The 13,527-nt window shown below is 64.8% G+C and carries 18 protein-coding genes; 7 read left to right on the plus strand and 11 right to left on the minus strand.

Annotated features, from left to right (window positions below; genetic code table 11):
- Positions 1 to 340: 340 nt before the first annotated feature.
- Both JQ635_RS32620 and JQ635_RS32625 read right to left on the minus strand, forming a co-directional pair.
- Positions 341 to 1,714 carry a PleD family two-component system response regulator gene (locus JQ635_RS32620; protein WP_211413885.1) on the minus strand — a complete coding sequence of 458 codons (1,374 nt, stop codon included), beginning with the start codon at positions 1,712 to 1,714 and terminating at the stop codon, positions 341 to 343.
- A 14-nt stretch (positions 1,715 to 1,728) separates the two neighbouring features.
- On the minus strand, positions 1,729 to 2,094 hold the full coding sequence (locus JQ635_RS32625) for a response regulator (RefSeq protein ID WP_027553080.1): 366 nt from the start codon (positions 2,092 to 2,094) through the stop codon (positions 1,729 to 1,731).
- A gap of 237 nt (positions 2,095 to 2,331) precedes the next feature.
- On the opposite strand from JQ635_RS32625, the gene JQ635_RS32630 reads away from it, so the two are divergent.
- Both JQ635_RS32630 and JQ635_RS32635 read left to right on the plus strand, forming a co-directional pair.
- The gene (locus tag JQ635_RS32630; RefSeq protein ID WP_211413886.1) at positions 2,332 to 2,643 is read left to right on the plus strand and encodes a DUF3572 domain-containing protein; all 312 of its coding nucleotides are present in this window, start codon (positions 2,332 to 2,334) and stop codon (positions 2,641 to 2,643) included.
- On the plus strand, positions 2,640 to 3,929 hold the full coding sequence (locus tag JQ635_RS32635) for a DNA polymerase IV (protein WP_211413887.1): 1,290 nt from the start codon (positions 2,640 to 2,642) through the stop codon (positions 3,927 to 3,929). The genes JQ635_RS32630 and JQ635_RS32635 overlap by 4 nt, the downstream gene beginning before the upstream one ends.
- Positions 3,930 to 3,945: 16 nt before the next feature.
- Here JQ635_RS32635 and JQ635_RS32640 read toward each other — a convergent pair whose 3' ends face one another.
- Positions 3,946 to 4,101, minus strand: a complete 156-nt coding sequence (locus JQ635_RS32640) for a hypothetical protein (protein WP_201760246.1) — start codon at positions 4,099 to 4,101, stop codon at positions 3,946 to 3,948.
- Positions 4,102 to 4,300: 199 nt separating this feature from the next.
- Here JQ635_RS32640 and JQ635_RS32645 point away from each other — a divergent pair, with 199 nt between their 5' ends.
- The gene (locus JQ635_RS32645; protein WP_211413888.1) at positions 4,301 to 4,708 is read left to right on the plus strand and encodes an ACT domain-containing protein; all 408 of its coding nucleotides are present in this window, start codon (positions 4,301 to 4,303) and stop codon (positions 4,706 to 4,708) included.
- Here JQ635_RS32645 and JQ635_RS32650 read toward each other — a convergent pair.
- The 4 genes from JQ635_RS32650 to JQ635_RS32665 form a co-directional block, all read right to left on the minus strand.
- A complete protein-coding gene (locus JQ635_RS32650) occupies positions 4,705 to 5,169 on the minus strand; it encodes a hypothetical protein (protein WP_211413889.1) in 465 nt (154 codons plus the stop codon). The two genes, JQ635_RS32645 and JQ635_RS32650, sit on opposite strands and share 4 nt — an antisense overlap.
- A gap of 49 nt (positions 5,170 to 5,218) precedes the next feature.
- Positions 5,219 to 5,590, minus strand: coding sequence for an NUDIX hydrolase (locus tag JQ635_RS32655; protein WP_433996585.1), 372 nt, complete (start codon positions 5,588 to 5,590; stop codon positions 5,219 to 5,221).
- 49 nt (positions 5,591 to 5,639) lie between these two features.
- Positions 5,640 to 6,041, minus strand: coding sequence for a RidA family protein (locus tag JQ635_RS32660; RefSeq protein ID WP_211413891.1), 402 nt, complete (start codon positions 6,039 to 6,041; stop codon positions 5,640 to 5,642).
- 218 nt (positions 6,042 to 6,259) lie between these two features.
- Positions 6,260 to 7,105 (minus strand): cell envelope integrity EipB family protein, encoded by an 846-nt coding sequence (locus tag JQ635_RS32665; RefSeq protein ID WP_211413892.1) that lies wholly within the window; start codon positions 7,103 to 7,105, stop codon positions 6,260 to 6,262.
- Positions 7,106 to 7,337: 232 nt separating this feature from the next.
- Here JQ635_RS32665 and JQ635_RS32670 point away from each other — a divergent pair, with 232 nt between their 5' ends.
- The 4 genes from JQ635_RS32670 (at position 7,338) to JQ635_RS32685 (ending at position 10,513) form a co-directional block, all read left to right on the plus strand.
- Positions 7,338 to 7,805 carry a RidA family protein gene (locus JQ635_RS32670; protein WP_024341067.1) on the plus strand — a complete coding sequence of 156 codons (468 nt, stop codon included), beginning with the start codon at positions 7,338 to 7,340 and terminating at the stop codon, positions 7,803 to 7,805.
- A 5-nt stretch (positions 7,806 to 7,810) separates the two neighbouring features.
- Positions 7,811 to 8,557 (plus strand): glycerophosphodiester phosphodiesterase, encoded by a 747-nt coding sequence (locus JQ635_RS32675; RefSeq protein WP_211413893.1) that lies wholly within the window; start codon positions 7,811 to 7,813, stop codon positions 8,555 to 8,557.
- 208 nt (positions 8,558 to 8,765) lie between these two features.
- Entirely contained in the window at positions 8,766 to 10,022 is a 1,257-nt protein-coding gene (locus tag JQ635_RS32680; protein WP_211413895.1) for a GNAT family N-acetyltransferase, read from the plus strand.
- A 65-nt stretch (positions 10,023 to 10,087) separates the two neighbouring features.
- Positions 10,088 to 10,513 (plus strand): HIT family protein, encoded by a 426-nt coding sequence (locus tag JQ635_RS32685; protein WP_211413896.1) that lies wholly within the window; start codon positions 10,088 to 10,090, stop codon positions 10,511 to 10,513.
- Between the two features lie 111 nt (positions 10,514 to 10,624).
- Here JQ635_RS32685 and tsaA read toward each other — a convergent pair whose 3' ends face one another.
- The 4 genes from tsaA to JQ635_RS32705 form a co-directional block, all read right to left on the minus strand.
- On the minus strand, positions 10,625 to 11,116 hold the full coding sequence (gene tsaA, locus JQ635_RS32690; RefSeq protein WP_211413897.1) for a tRNA (N6-threonylcarbamoyladenosine(37)-N6)-methyltransferase TrmO: 492 nt from the start codon (positions 11,114 to 11,116) through the stop codon (positions 10,625 to 10,627).
- 32 nt (positions 11,117 to 11,148) lie between these two features.
- Positions 11,149 to 11,499, minus strand: coding sequence for an AzlD domain-containing protein (locus JQ635_RS32695; protein WP_211413898.1), 351 nt, complete (start codon positions 11,497 to 11,499; stop codon positions 11,149 to 11,151).
- On the minus strand, positions 11,496 to 12,236 hold the full coding sequence (locus tag JQ635_RS32700; RefSeq protein ID WP_211413899.1) for an AzlC family ABC transporter permease: 741 nt from the start codon (positions 12,234 to 12,236) through the stop codon (positions 11,496 to 11,498). The genes JQ635_RS32695 and JQ635_RS32700 overlap by 4 nt, the downstream gene beginning before the upstream one ends.
- A 237-nt stretch (positions 12,237 to 12,473) precedes the next feature.
- Positions 12,474 to 13,496: a lytic transglycosylase domain-containing protein gene (locus tag JQ635_RS32705; RefSeq protein ID WP_246583913.1), complete on the minus strand. Its 1,023-nt coding sequence runs from the start codon at positions 13,494 to 13,496 to the stop codon at positions 12,474 to 12,476.
- Between the last annotated feature and the right edge of the window lie 31 nt (positions 13,497 to 13,527).

The raw sequence follows: 13,527 nt of genomic DNA on the forward strand, positions 1-13,527 counted from the left end.
TCTGCTACAACTTTACCCGTGCGCTCAACATCCTTGGATTCGACGGGTTTCTGGCCGCGCTCGCAAAGACGCTTGCTCTTTGCCGATGCATCCTCGCAGCCCTCCGGCGCCGCATCCAGCTTGCTCAAGGGGCACTCTGGACAAATATCCGGCCTCTGCCCGCAATCGGCCCGTTCGCTCCGGCCTGACGCCGCCAGCGACCAATTCTTGCCCAGCCTCGACGGGTCAAACGTCGCTACCGCCGGCGCAAGCCTGTTTGCCACCTGCGCAAGTCCTTGATCCGACTAGCGCCGGCTACTGTGCATGGGGTTGTTTCGCGACTTTTATGTCGCAGCAGCTCTCACGCCGCCTGCGACACCACCCGATTACGCCCGTCGTGCTTGGCGCGGTAGAGCGCGGTGTCGGCGCGCTTGAGGACGTCGGCGACCGCCTCGCCCTTCTGCTCCAGCGTGGTGAGGCCGATCGAGATCGTGACCTCGATGCGCTTCGCCCCTTTGTGGATCGCGAACGGCTCGCCCGCGATCGAGCGGCGCAGGCGCTCGGCGACCATGCCCGCGACGTGGAGATCGGTCTCCGGCATCACGATGACGAACTCCTCGCCGCCGTAGCGGCAGGCGAGATCGATGCCGCGGATCGACTTGCGCACCCGCACCGCGAATTCGCGCAGCACGTCGTCGCCGGCATCGTGGCCGTAATTGTCGTTGATCGACTTGAAGTAGTCGATGTCGAGGATCATCAGCGCCAGCGGCTTGCCGCGGGTCGCGGCCTGCTCGGCGAGCGTCGCCAGATGGCTCTCCATGTAGCGGCGATTGTGCAGGCCGGTGAGCGCATCGGTGATCGCCATCTCGATCGAGTTCTGCACGTTGTCGCGCAAATGATCGGTGTAACGGCGGCGGCGGATCTGGGTGCGGGCGCGCGCCAGGAGCTCGGTCTTGTCGATGGGGCGCAGCAGGTAGTCGTTGACGCCGATCTCGAGGCCCCGCAGCAGCCGCGTCGAGTTGTCGGGCTCGGCGATCGCCAGGATCGGCACATGGCGCGTGCGCTCCAGCGAGCGCGCCTGGCTGCACAGGCGGAGGCCGTCGAAATTGTTGAGGTCGAGCGAGACGATCAGGAGGTCGTAATTGCCTTCGGCGGCGTGGAACAGCGCCTCCGTCGGGTTCGGCTCGACGTCGACGGTGTGCTCGGCCGCGAGGATCGTCGCCAGCCGCTCATAGGAGGACTCGCGGTCGTCGACCAGGAGGATGCGGCCGCCCTTGCCGGTGTCGGCCACCGCGCTGCGCTCGGGCGCCTGCATGCCGATCTCGAGCGAGGTGATGGCGCGCATGCGCAGCTCATCGGTCATCATCTTCAGCCGCGTCAGCGAGCGCACGCGCGCGATCAGCACGACATCGGAGACGGGCTTGGTGAGGAAATCGTCGGCGCCGGCCTCGAGCCCGCGGTTGCGGTCGGCGGGGCTGTCGAGTGCGGTGACCATCACGACGGGAATGTGGTGCGTGGCCGGATCGGACTTCAGGCGGCGGCAGACTTCGAAGCCGTCCATGTCAGGCATCATCACGTCGAGCAGGATGATGTCGCATTCGGCCCGCCGACTGATCGCCAGCGCCTCGGTGCCGTTCGAAGCGGTCATCACGTCGAAATATTCGGCGGACAGACGGGCCTCTAGCAGCTTGACGTTGGCAGGAACGTCATCGACGACGAGGATACGCGCGGACACTTTGCACTCACTTCCTATCCGATAAAACGCCGGACCGTCTCAATGAATTTGCCGACCGAGATCGGCTTGGACAAATAGGCCTCGCAGCCGCCCTCGCGGATGCGTTCTTCGTCGCCCTTCATCGCGAACGCCGTGACCGCGACGACGGGAATGGTGCGCAGCTCTGGATCGTCCTTGATCCAGCGCGTCACTTCGAGGCCGGAGACCTGCGGCAACTGGATGTCCATCAGCACGAGGTCGGGCCGCATCTTGCGCACCAGATCGAGCGCCTCGTAACCGTTGCTGGTGCCGGAAGTCTGGTAGCCATGTGCTTCCAACAGGTCGCGGAAGAGCTTCATGTTGAGCTCGTTGTCTTCCACGATCAGGACGGTCTTAGCCATCCCGCCCTCCTGATTGGCACGAAGCCGAATACATGTGACGCCTCAGGCGCCGCTCGCCGGCGCTTCGAAAACTGGATTCAAACTAGCCTCAGATTCGCTCTAGTTTCGTTAAACCCGAGGGGCCACTTTCCACGATGTGGTTTCCAGTTGCTTGCCCCGGATCGCAAGACTCAAGGCGGAGACTCGGGCATGATGCAAAGTAGACACCGAAAGTTAACGGAAAGGCAAACTGGCCCCTTGAAAAAGCCTGTTCACAACCCTCGCGAAGTCGCTGAAATCGTTGCGATTCAGGCCCTGTCCTTTGTCGCGGGCGAGCCCGAGCGGCTGGGCCTGTTCCTGGCCGAGACAGGTGTCGGCCCGGAGACCCTGCGGAACGCCGCCGCGGACCCGAATTTCCTGCTCAGCGTGCTCGATTTCGTGCTGCGCGATGACGCCACCGTGAAGGCCTTTGCGACGGCCTCGGAGCTGCATCCGACCAACGTTGCCGCAGCGCGGCAGGTCCTTGGCGATGCGCTCGGCGACCCCAATTGGGAGCGCGACGTGCCGTGACCGCCCCCGTCCCGGCCGGGCCCCGCTGCTTCTGCCGGGATTGTCTGGCCGATCTGGACATGAGCGTCCGCCGCTGCGGGACGTGCGGTTCCCCCCGCCTCGTCCGCCACCGGGCACTGGCGAGCCTGACCATCGCCCATATCGACTGCGACGCCTTCTATGCGATGGTCGAGAAGCGCGACAATCCTGACATCGCCGACAAGCCCGTGATCATCGGCGGCGGAAAGCGCGGCGTGGTGTCGGCCGCCTGCTACATCGCGCGCACCTATGGCGTGCGCTCGGCCATGCCGATGTTCAAGGCGCTGGAAGCCTGCCCGCATGCCACCGTGATCCGGCCGGACATGGCCAAATACGTCCGCGTCGGCCGCGAGGTCCGCCAGGCCATGCAGGCGCTGACGCCGCTGGTCGAGCCGCTCTCGATCGACGAGGCCTTCCTCGATCTCTCCGGCACCGAGCGCGTGCACGGCATGATCCCGGCAAAGGTACTGGCGCGCTTTGCCCGCGAGGTCGAGCGCGACATCGGCATCACCGTCTCGGTCGGCCTGTCCTGCAACAAGTTCCTGGCCAAGATCGCCTCCGACCTCGACAAGCCGCGCGGCTTTGCGACACTCGACCAGGAGGAAGCGCGCTTGATGCTGGCTGAGAAGCCGGTCGGCTTCATCTTCGGCGTGGGACCGGCGACCCAGGAGCGCCTCGTGCAGCGCGGCTTCCGCATCATCGCCGACCTGCAAAAGGCCGACGAGATCGAGATGATGCGGCAGTTTCCGAGCGACGGCCGCAGGCTGTGGCGGCTCGCCCGCGGCATCGACGACCGCCGCGTCGAGCCCGACCGCGGCGCCAAGACGATTTCCAGCGAGACCACCTTCGAGACCGATATCCGCGACTTCGCGACGCTGGAGAAGATTTTGTGGCGCCTCTGCGAGAAGACGTCGTCGCGGCTGAAGAGCAGCGAGCTTGCCGGCTCGACCGTGACGCTGAAGCTGAAGACCGCCGACTTCCGCCAGCGCACCCGCTCGCAATCGATCGCCGCGCCCACGCAGCTTGCCGCGAAGATTTTTTCGATCTGCCGCGAAATGCTGGCGAAAGAAATCGACGGCACCGCCTTCCGCCTGATGGGCGCCGGCGTCAGCGCGCTGCGCGAAGGCTCAGCTTCCGACGACACCGACATGCTCGACCGCCGCGCTGCGCATGCCGAACGTGCCGTGGACAGCCTGCGCAAGAAGTTCGGCAGCGCCGCGGTGATCCGCGGCATTGCCTATGATGGGCCGGAGAAAGCGCAGGAGTGATCGGGTCCTGCTCAACTCAGTCGCGTTCGAAGATCCGTGCACCCGGATAGACGCGCCTGGCATACTGAACGACCAACTGCCGATCCTGAGTCTCCAGGAACGGAGTTCGGATCTGACAAGACCCGATGATGAGGTGCCACAAGCCGTTGAGCTTTCGAATGACGACGTTCATTTGAGCTTCCTCGCAGTGACCCGAGCAGACTCAAATTGTAAGAATCTCCCGCCGTCGCTCAATTGTACCAGCGTAAGATCGGCGTATTCGAAGTATTGGAGGAGATATACGAAGGTATGTTGGTTGAGATTTCAACAGCCGCTGGCGCCAATGGCTTCGCAGGGGTTCAAACGATCTTACCGGCTCAGGGACTGGCACCGTGACAGGCGAACACAATCTCAACGCGCTGCTGCGTGACATGAAGCCGGAGATCCTCGACGGCATCTTCGTGTTTTGCACGCTTGCGCCGGGCGCGAGCATTCCAGCCACCATCAGCCCGATGCTGGCGTTTCGCGAACGCGAAGGAACAACGCTGGTGATCCTGCGCGAGGAGTCCGAACGTGCCGGGCTACGCTCCGCATTCCCCTCGCGCCTGATCACCCTGACGGTTCACTCCGCGCTCGACGCGGTGGGCTTTCTGGCAGCAATCACGGCGCGTCTGGCCGAAGCCGGCATCAGCGTGAACGCCGTGTCGGCCTTTCACCACGACCATCTCTTTGTGCCTGTCGACCGGGCCGATGAAGCGATGGTCGTCCTGCAGGAGATGTCCAGAACGATCCAAGATTAGTCCGTCGAGATCGCTGGGATGTTCTTGGCCAGCCCCCACTCGTCGTGAGAGAAGAATATCATTCTGCGCTGATCCCGGCAGATGACATAGCAGTCAAAGAGAAACAACACGGCAATCACAACGAATGAGGTCGCGTCTTCAATTTCTCCTTGCTCGAACAGTTGCGCCGGCACATCGATCAGCCTGCGCGTCTCGCCATAGGACTGGCGCAGACGGCTGACCAGCGGCATCCATTGTCCTGACGGCCACACCATCCAGTCATCAAACCAGACCAGCAGGCTCGTCGTATCAGCGAATTCCTCCATGACCCGCTTGACCAGATTGACTCTCTTTTGAGCATCCACCGGGATATCGAACTTCTGTTCGGGGTTGGCGTGGTCCGGCAGTTTCCACGCGCTCAAGGCAACGCCGTTGCCCGAACACCAATCCATCGCTTCTTGTTTGTTTAGGAACTGAACCATACTGGCCTTTGCGATACTTCCGGTCGCCTACGCATCGCCGCCGGATGCGCTACGGGACTGGCCGCGAACACAGCGGAAGCAGCTTGTCGCGCGTCAGAGGTGCGAGCTTGACGGCTCCGGGCGAGGACGGATCGAGCCAGAGGATCTCCTCGATCTCCGCGCCCGGCTCGACTGGATGTGCGATGACGATGCGGAAGACTTCCGCATCGACCTGCCGCCCCGGCTCATTCGCGGCAGGCGCAATGTATCGTCCAACATAGGTCATCTCGTTCGGATCGACGTCGATCCCGAGTTCTTCGGACAATTCCCGCCTGAGCGCGACTTGCGGATGCTCGCCGGCCTCGATCTTTCCGCCGGGCTGCATGAAGCTTTCGGTGGCCTTCTTCCTGACCAGCAGGACGCGCCCATCGCTCCTGCTCATCAACGCGGCCGCTATCCGAATGGCACTTTGCGATGTCATTCCGTCCACCTCAATCCGCAACCGCCACGGCCTCGATCTCGATCAGCCATTCCGGCGCAGCCAGCGCGGAGACGCCGACCAGCGTCGAGGCCGGCGGCTCCATGCCCTCGAAGAAGGCCGAGCGGGCCTTACCGATGATCGGGCGCAGCTCCGGCTTGTAGTTCACGACGAAGGTCGTGATCTTGACGATGTTCGCATAGCTCGCGCCGGCCGCTTTCAGCGCGTGCCCAAGATTCTGCATCACCTGCGTCGTCTGCGCGGCAATATCGCCTTCGCCGACGATCCGCCCTTCCTCGTCGGTCGCGACCTGTCCGGAAATGTAGATCGTCCGCGCGCCGGTGGCAGTGACGACGTGGGAATAAGCGGGATTGTGATGCAAGCCGCTGGGGCGGAGATGATCGAGCTTGGGCATGGAGGGGCTCCCGGAGTTTGTGGTTGGGAGAGAACGTAGCGGGAGAGTATGACGAGAGCTAGTCTGTCACTGCGAGGAGCAAAGCGGCAAAGAGAGATCTCGTAGGGTGGGCAAAGGCGCACAGCGCCGTGCCCACGATCCTGCAGCTCGCCGGGGAAGTGGTGGGCACGCTTCGCTTTGCCCACCCTACGGCTCTGCTCGCGCAGAGGGATCTGCCCTCAATTGCAGGGCTTGCTGTCCTTGACGTCGAACTTGCCCATCGCGCCGGAGATGACGAAATCGTTGTAGTCGAGCACGAGCTGGCGCGAGACGCCGTTCTCGTAGAGCTCGAACGCCATCGCGTAGATCGGGGTCTGCTCGCCTTCCTTCTGCTGGGCCTCGCGATCGAAATAGCTGACGGTGACCGGCCAGCGCTTCAGCGACTTCATGTGCTCGTCGGACGTCGACGGGTCAGACGAGGTGGTGCGGTCGGCGGCGACCGGCTGGCCGATCACGGTCAGCGTGTTGTAAACTTTCTGGCCGTCGTCGGAGCCGTCATAGACCGAGAGCTCAAGCAGCGACTTGCCATCCTTGGCGGCGGCGATGATGCGCTGGATCTGCTCGGTCGGGAACACGATCTTGCCGTCGAGCGTGAAGCTCTTCGGCGCCGGCAGCTTCAGCTTGACGTTGATATGGTCGCCGTCGCGCTCCGCCGAGCCGTCGACCCGGCCGGCGTCGGCCTCGTTCATCCGCGTCTCGATCTTGAAGCGGTAGCTCTTGCCCGCGGCGTCCTCCCAGGAATTGGAGCGGAGATCGCTGAGCGTGACCTTGCCCTCGCCGCTGTCGAGTTCGGACACCTGGCGGAATTCGGAAGTGTAGCCCTCGCAGGAGCTGCCGCTGAAATTGTAGAGGATGCGGCCGCGCGCGCTGTTGACCGAATTGGAGCGCGACTTGACGAGGCGCAGATCATAGAGCGCCTGGTGCGCGAGGAACGGACCGTTGGCGGCAAGCGCCTCGCCGCCGGAGCCGAAAGCGGCCACCGCAAGCGCCATCACACCGAGCGAAGTCCGGAAAAGGTGCACCATGTCTGTTCCCTGAGGAAAGCGCAGATTCGACATTTTAATGACCGTTCCATTGCGTCGCAACTGAGGCCGTTTCACGTAAAGTTGCGGCCTCCGCATTGAACCTGCTGCCCTGCCTCAACAAAATGCAGCCCCTCCGGTTGCTTGCATGTGGCGGCTCGATGGGCGAAACAGGGCGCGCCCGGCCGCCTGCGGACGTGCCGGGGTGAATGATTTTTGGACAACGAGGTCGGACATGGCGGGCACGGTCGAGCAGAAACTGGCGGAACAGGGCATCAAGCTGCACGAGGCCCCCACCCCCGTCGCCAATTACGTCCCGTTCGTGCGGACCGGCAACCTGCTGTTCGTCTCCGGCCAGGTCTGCTTCGACCCCACCGGCAAGCTGATCGCCAAGGGCAAGCTGGGCGCCGGCGTCTCGATCGAGGACGGCGCGGCGGCCGCGCGCGGCTGCGCGGTCAACCTGCTGGCCCAGGTCAAGGCGGCGCTCGGCGACCTCGACAAGGTCGTGCGCGTGGTGCGGCTCGGCGGCTTCATCAACTCGGCCCCGGACTTCCTGGACGGGCCCAAGGTGCTCAACGGCGCCTCGGATCTCATGGTCGCCGCCTTCGGTGACAAGGGCCGCCACGCCCGCACCACCGTCGGCGTCGCCTCGCTGCCCGCGGACGCGGCGGTCGAGGTCGAAGGCGTGTTCGAGGTCGCCTGACGCGCATGCGCGCTCCGGATTGGCTGACAGCCCGGCCGGTCGCCCATCGCGGCCTGCACGACATTGCCCGCGGTATCGTCGAGAACATGCCGGGCGCGGTGCAGGCCGCGATCGCGGGTAATTTCTCGATCGAGGTCGACATCCAGCTCTCGGCCGACGGCGAGGCCATGGTGCATCACGACCATGCGCTGGGCCGCCTCACCGAGGCCACCGGCGAGGTGGTCGAGAAGACCGCGGCCGAGCTGAGGGCCGTCAGGTTCAAGGACACCGACGAGCGGATGATGCCGCTGTCCGACCTCTGCGCCATGGTCGCCGGCCGCGTGCCGCTGGTGATCGAGGTGAAGAGCCGTTTCGGCGGCGACCGCAAGCTGGTGAAGCGGATGGCCGAGGTGCTGGCGTCCTATGACGGCCCCGCCGTCGGCATGTCCTTCGACCCCGACCAGGTGCTGGCGCTGCGCGAGCTTTTGCCCGCCCGCCCGCGCGGCATCGTCGCGCAGCGGAGCTACGAGGACGAATACTGGGCCTACCTGACGCAGGCGCAGCGCGACAGCATGTTGTATCTGCGCCATGGCTTGCAGACCCAGCCTCACTTCGTCGCCTTCAAGGTCGACCACCTCCCGGCCCCCGCTCCTTGGCTCGCCCGCAACGTGTTCGGCTGCGCCCTGCTCGGTTGGACCGTCCGCACGCCGGAGCAGCGGACGCGGGTCGGGCAATATGCGGATCAGATGATCTTCGAAGGGTTCGTGCCGTAGGGGCAGTCGCCATTCTCGTGTCCCGGACGCGCAGCAACGCGTAAGCGTTGTGCGCAGAGCCGGGACCCAGAAGGCGGCACGTTCGGCTGCGAGATGGGCCCCGGCTCTGCAGCGCACCGCTGAAGGAGTGCTGCGCTGCGTCCGGGGCACGAGAGCTGTGTTCCCCTCCCCCTTGAAGTCGCTGCTGCAATGCACGATCTTGGGCGCAATGGCATCATCCGACATTACGCTCGAGGCCGTACCGTCCATTGGCGAAGTCTCGCCCGAGGATTGGGACGCCTGCGCCAATCCCGGCAAGGCTCTTAACGAGAAGGCTTGCAACGGGCATGGCGCGGGAACCTCATCCGCCCTTCCAGGCGATTCCCTCGGCCTCTCAAGACCCGCCTATAACCCGTTCGTCTCGCACGCCTTTCTCTCCGCTGCCGAGAAATCGGGTTCGGCCACGATCCGCACCGGCTGGGCTGCCCGGCACCTGGTGGCCAAGCTCGACGGCCGCGTCGCCGGCGTCGTGCCCTGCTATCTGAAATCGCACAGCCAGGGCGAATACGTCTTCGACCGCGGCTGGGCGGATGCCTATGAGCGCGCTGGCGGGCGCTACTACCCGAAACTCCAGGTCTCGGTTCCCTTCACGCCGGCGACGGGACCGCGTCTGCTGGTCCGCGACGGCGTCGACCGCGACCAGATCAGGGAAGCGCTCGCGAGCGGGCTGGTGGCACTCTGCGGCGTCAGCAAAGCCTCGTCCGTGCACGTCACCTTCGCGCGCGAGGACGAATGGAACCTGCTCGCCGAGCACGGCTTCCTCCAGCGCACCGACCAACAGTTCCATTGGCACAACCTGGGTTTTGCGAGCTTCGACGATTTCCTCAGCACCCTGAACTCGCGCCATCGCAAGTCGATCAAGCGCGAGCGGCGCGATGCGCTTGCGGCCGGGATCACGATCCACTGGCTCACCGGCAAAGACATCACCGAGGATGCCTGGGATGCCTTCTTCGGATTCTACATGGAGACCGGCTCACGCAAATGGGGCCGCCCCTATCTCACGCGCGAGTTCTTCTCGCTGATCGGCGAGACCATGAGCCAGGACGTGCTGCTGGTGATGGCCCGCCGCAGCGGCCGCTGGATTGCGGGCGCGATCAACTTCATCGGCTCGGACACGCTGTTCGGCCGCAACTGGGGCGCGGTCGAGCATCATCCCTTCCTGCATTTCGAGGTCTGCTACTACCAGGCGATCGATTTCGCGATCAAACACGGCCTCACCCATGTCGAGGCCGGTGCGCAAGGCGAGCACAAGATCGCGCGCGGCTACCTGCCGCGGACCACGCACTCCGCTCACTTCATCGCCGATCCCGGCCTGCGCCGCGCCATCGATGATTACCTCAAGCGCGAGCGCGCTTATGTCGCCGAGGCAGGCCGCGAGCTTGCCGAGCTCGGCCCGTTCCGAAAGGGCGCCGACGAGGCGCCTTGACGGTTTGCCGTCGCTGGTGAAAGTAAGCGCAAATTCTAAGCCTGAAATTCCCGGGAGCCGCTGCCATGACCGCCTACGACACCAACAACATCTTCGCAAAGATCCTGCGCGGCGAGCTGCCCTGCCACAAGGTCTACGAGGACGAGCACGTCTTCGCCTTCCTCGACATCATGCCGCGCGTCCCCGGCCACACGCTGGTGATCCCGAAGGCCCCTGCCCGCAACATCCTCGACATCAAGCCCGACGACTACGCCCATGTCGCCCGCGGCGCGAAGAAGATCGCGATCGCTGCGATGAAGGCGTTCAACGCCGACGGCATCACCGTGCAGCAATTCAACGAGCCCGCCGGCGGACAGGTGGTGTTTCACCTCCACATGCACGTGATGCCGCGCCACGACGGGATCGCCATGCTGCCGCCCGCGAGCCGCAAGGAAGACGTCAAGGTGCTGGAAGAGAACGCGACCAAGCTGATGGCGGCGTTGAAGAGCTGATCGTCATTCCGGGGCGCGCCCCTTGGCGCGAGCCCGGAATCCATTCAACCACCGACTCTGACGTCCAATGGATTCCGGGCTCGACGCTTCGCGTCGCCCCGGAATGACAGACTACTCCGTCTCGAAATCGCCCTTCTGCGGCGCCGCCAGCGGCGTGAACTCGCAGCGGTCGGGCTTGATGTCGATCAGCGGCGTGTTGTCGATGCAATCGAGGCCGCGCACCAGAATGGCATTGCCCTCGATTCCGACCAGCTTGACGATCGAGGTGCCGATCGGATTGGGCCGCACCGGCGAGCGCAGCGAAAAGGTGCCGCGGGTCTTCTCGTTGTTCTTCGGGCTCTGCAGGACGATGTCGCGGCGCGACCTGTCGAGCCAATAGAGCACTTCGAGATTGCTGTAGAAATCGACGCCCTTGATGGCCGGCACGAACGGCTCAAAAATCTCGAGGCGGCAGATCGGACCGTCCTGGCGCCCCTGCCGCGGCGTCTCCAGTCGCGAGGCCCAGGGTGTGCGGATGCGGCCGATGAAGACGAGGCCGGCATCCTCGGTGGACGGCAGCTCGATGGCGACCTCGCCCTCGCGGAGTTCGTTTTCGCGAACCATATTTCCTGTTCCTTAGCTTGTCGGGGGCGGTTTTAGCCCAACCACCACTTGCCGGCCAGCATGAAGACTTCGCCGGTGACAACGCCGGCGAAGATCGAACGGCGGGTCAGCAGGAAAACGATCAGGCCCACGCCGACCGCGCCGTAGCGCAGCACATCAGGCACACTGGCCAGCGCGCCCGGCGGCTCGACCACGATCTGGGCGATGACGCCGGCGAGGATCGCGGTCGCGACCGCCCTCACCCAGACCAGTAGCTCCGAGCCCTCGTCGATGCCGCCGCCGAACCACAGCCCCAGCATGCGCCAGATCTGGTTGGGAACGACGCCGGCGATGAACAGCACGGCGAGCGCGTGCCAGTCCCCGATGAGTTGCGCAAAGCTCACGCGCGCACCTCCCGCCACCAATGCACGCCATAGGCGATCGTGCCCGCCACCACGCCACTGACGAGGATATCGAGTCCCGAGTTCATCTTCGCCGCCAGCGGATAAAGCAATATCCCGAGCGTCAACGCCACGACATCGGCGACCTCGCGGCTATTGCGCGCGGTCGAGAACAGGAAAGACAGCGGCGTCAGCAGCAGGATCGCCGCGCCAAGCGTCTGCGTCAGGTTGGCGGCGAGGAAATAGCCGACCGTGTTTGCGGTGAGGCACACCGAGACGAGGCCACAGCCGAGACCATGCACGAAGGCGATGCGCCGCTCGCGTGGCACCTGCGGCAGGAAGCGATGACACTCGACCCACAGCGTCACGGCGGTGAGATGCGCGGCGAAGATAAGCTCGCGCCGTTTCGTCGTCGGCGTGCGCATCAAGGGCAGCACCGAGACCACCATCGGAAACAGGCGGATGGCGCTGACGGTCACCGCGATCGCCGACTGGATGATGGTGGCGCCCGAGCCGAGCGTGGTGATCAGGATGATCTGCGCCGGACCTGCCCAGACGAACAGCGTCGAACAGAGCGCCCAGAGCAGGCTGAAATGGGTGTCATGGGCGAGCGCGCCGATGCCGAGATAGGTCACGAACAGCACGACGGTGAGGATCGTCTGCGTGATCGAGCGCAGCCCCCACGCAAAGGCGCGCCACGGACTTTGCCATTGAGGTGAATCGAGCGGGGGAAGCGCCACGGGAGTGCTGGCCGAGGTTACGGAATCGTGGCTGCATAACGGGCAATGCGGCCGTCCGCGTCAAGGAAGCGCGCGGCGGGGCTGGCATGCGCGCGACACCCACCGCCTGTCATTCCGGGGCGCGACGAAGTCGCGAGCCCGGAATCCATCAGGCCGCCGGGACTGCGGAGAAATGGAGTCCGGGCTCGCGCCCCAAGAGGGCGCGCCCCGGAATGACGACAGGAAAGAGACGCGCCCCTAACCCGCCACACCTCGATTCCTCAGCACAAAGCACGCGCCGCCCGCCTTGCGGATGCGGTTGCACAGATCATCCGCTTCGCTGCGCGTATCCGCCCCGATGCGCACCTGGTAGAACGCGCGCGTGCCGCGACTGCGCATCACCGAGCTCAGCAGGCTCGGATCGCGCTCGCCGATCACGGCGCTGAGCCGCGTGACCGCGCGGGAATACATCGCCAGCGCCTTGTTGCGGTCGAACCCGGCGGCGAGCTGCACACCCCAGATCTTCGCGGCGGCAAGCTCGACATGCTGCTCGAGCTCGGCGACGAATGGATTTGGCGCGCGCTTCAACAGCGCCATGAGATCGCGGCAGCTCGTCGGCGGCGAGCTCGGCGGCCCCTTGCCGGTGCTGCCCGCCTTGGCCCATGCGTCAACGCTTGTGCCCGTGATGGCATAGACGTAGTTGCGGGTCTGCTCCGGAATCGGACCGGTGCCGGCAAGCCATTCCTGCACGCGGCGCGGGCCGGCATTATAGGCGGCTGCGGCAAGGCCGAGATTGCCGAACTGGTTGCGCAGCTCGTTGAGGAATTCGGCCGACTTCGGCAGCGCCTGAACCGGGTTGAAGGGATTGAGCAGGCCGCGCTCGCTCGCGGTGCCCGGCATGAACTGCGCGATCCCCTGCGCATGCTCGCCGCTGCGCGTCATGGGCCCCACGGCATCAGCCTGGAAGCGGCTTTCCTGCCAGATCACGCGGGCGAAGAATTCCAGCGGCAGATTGGCATCGCGCGCGGCGGCCTCGACGATCAGGCAGATCGATTCCCGCGTGTCGCTCTCGCGTGCATTCGCCGGCTTTGGCGGCGGCATCGCAAGCTCCTCGACGCTGGGGACGGCGACGTTGGTTTTTGCCGGCGAGCTGTCCCATGCCACAGCCTGCAACGTCGAGACGGGCAGTGCGACGGCGAGGAATGATGCAATTCGCGCCAACACTGCCCAAGCAAGGCTGTGGCGCGGGCCGGCGCGGCATGCGACAAGATGATCCGCCATGTTGTGGCATCGTGCCATGTTTCGACGAGTT

The sequence above is a fragment of the Bradyrhizobium iriomotense genome (assembly GCF_018130765.1).
GTDB classification, from domain to species: domain Bacteria; phylum Pseudomonadota; class Alphaproteobacteria; order Rhizobiales; family Xanthobacteraceae; genus Bradyrhizobium; species Bradyrhizobium iriomotense_A.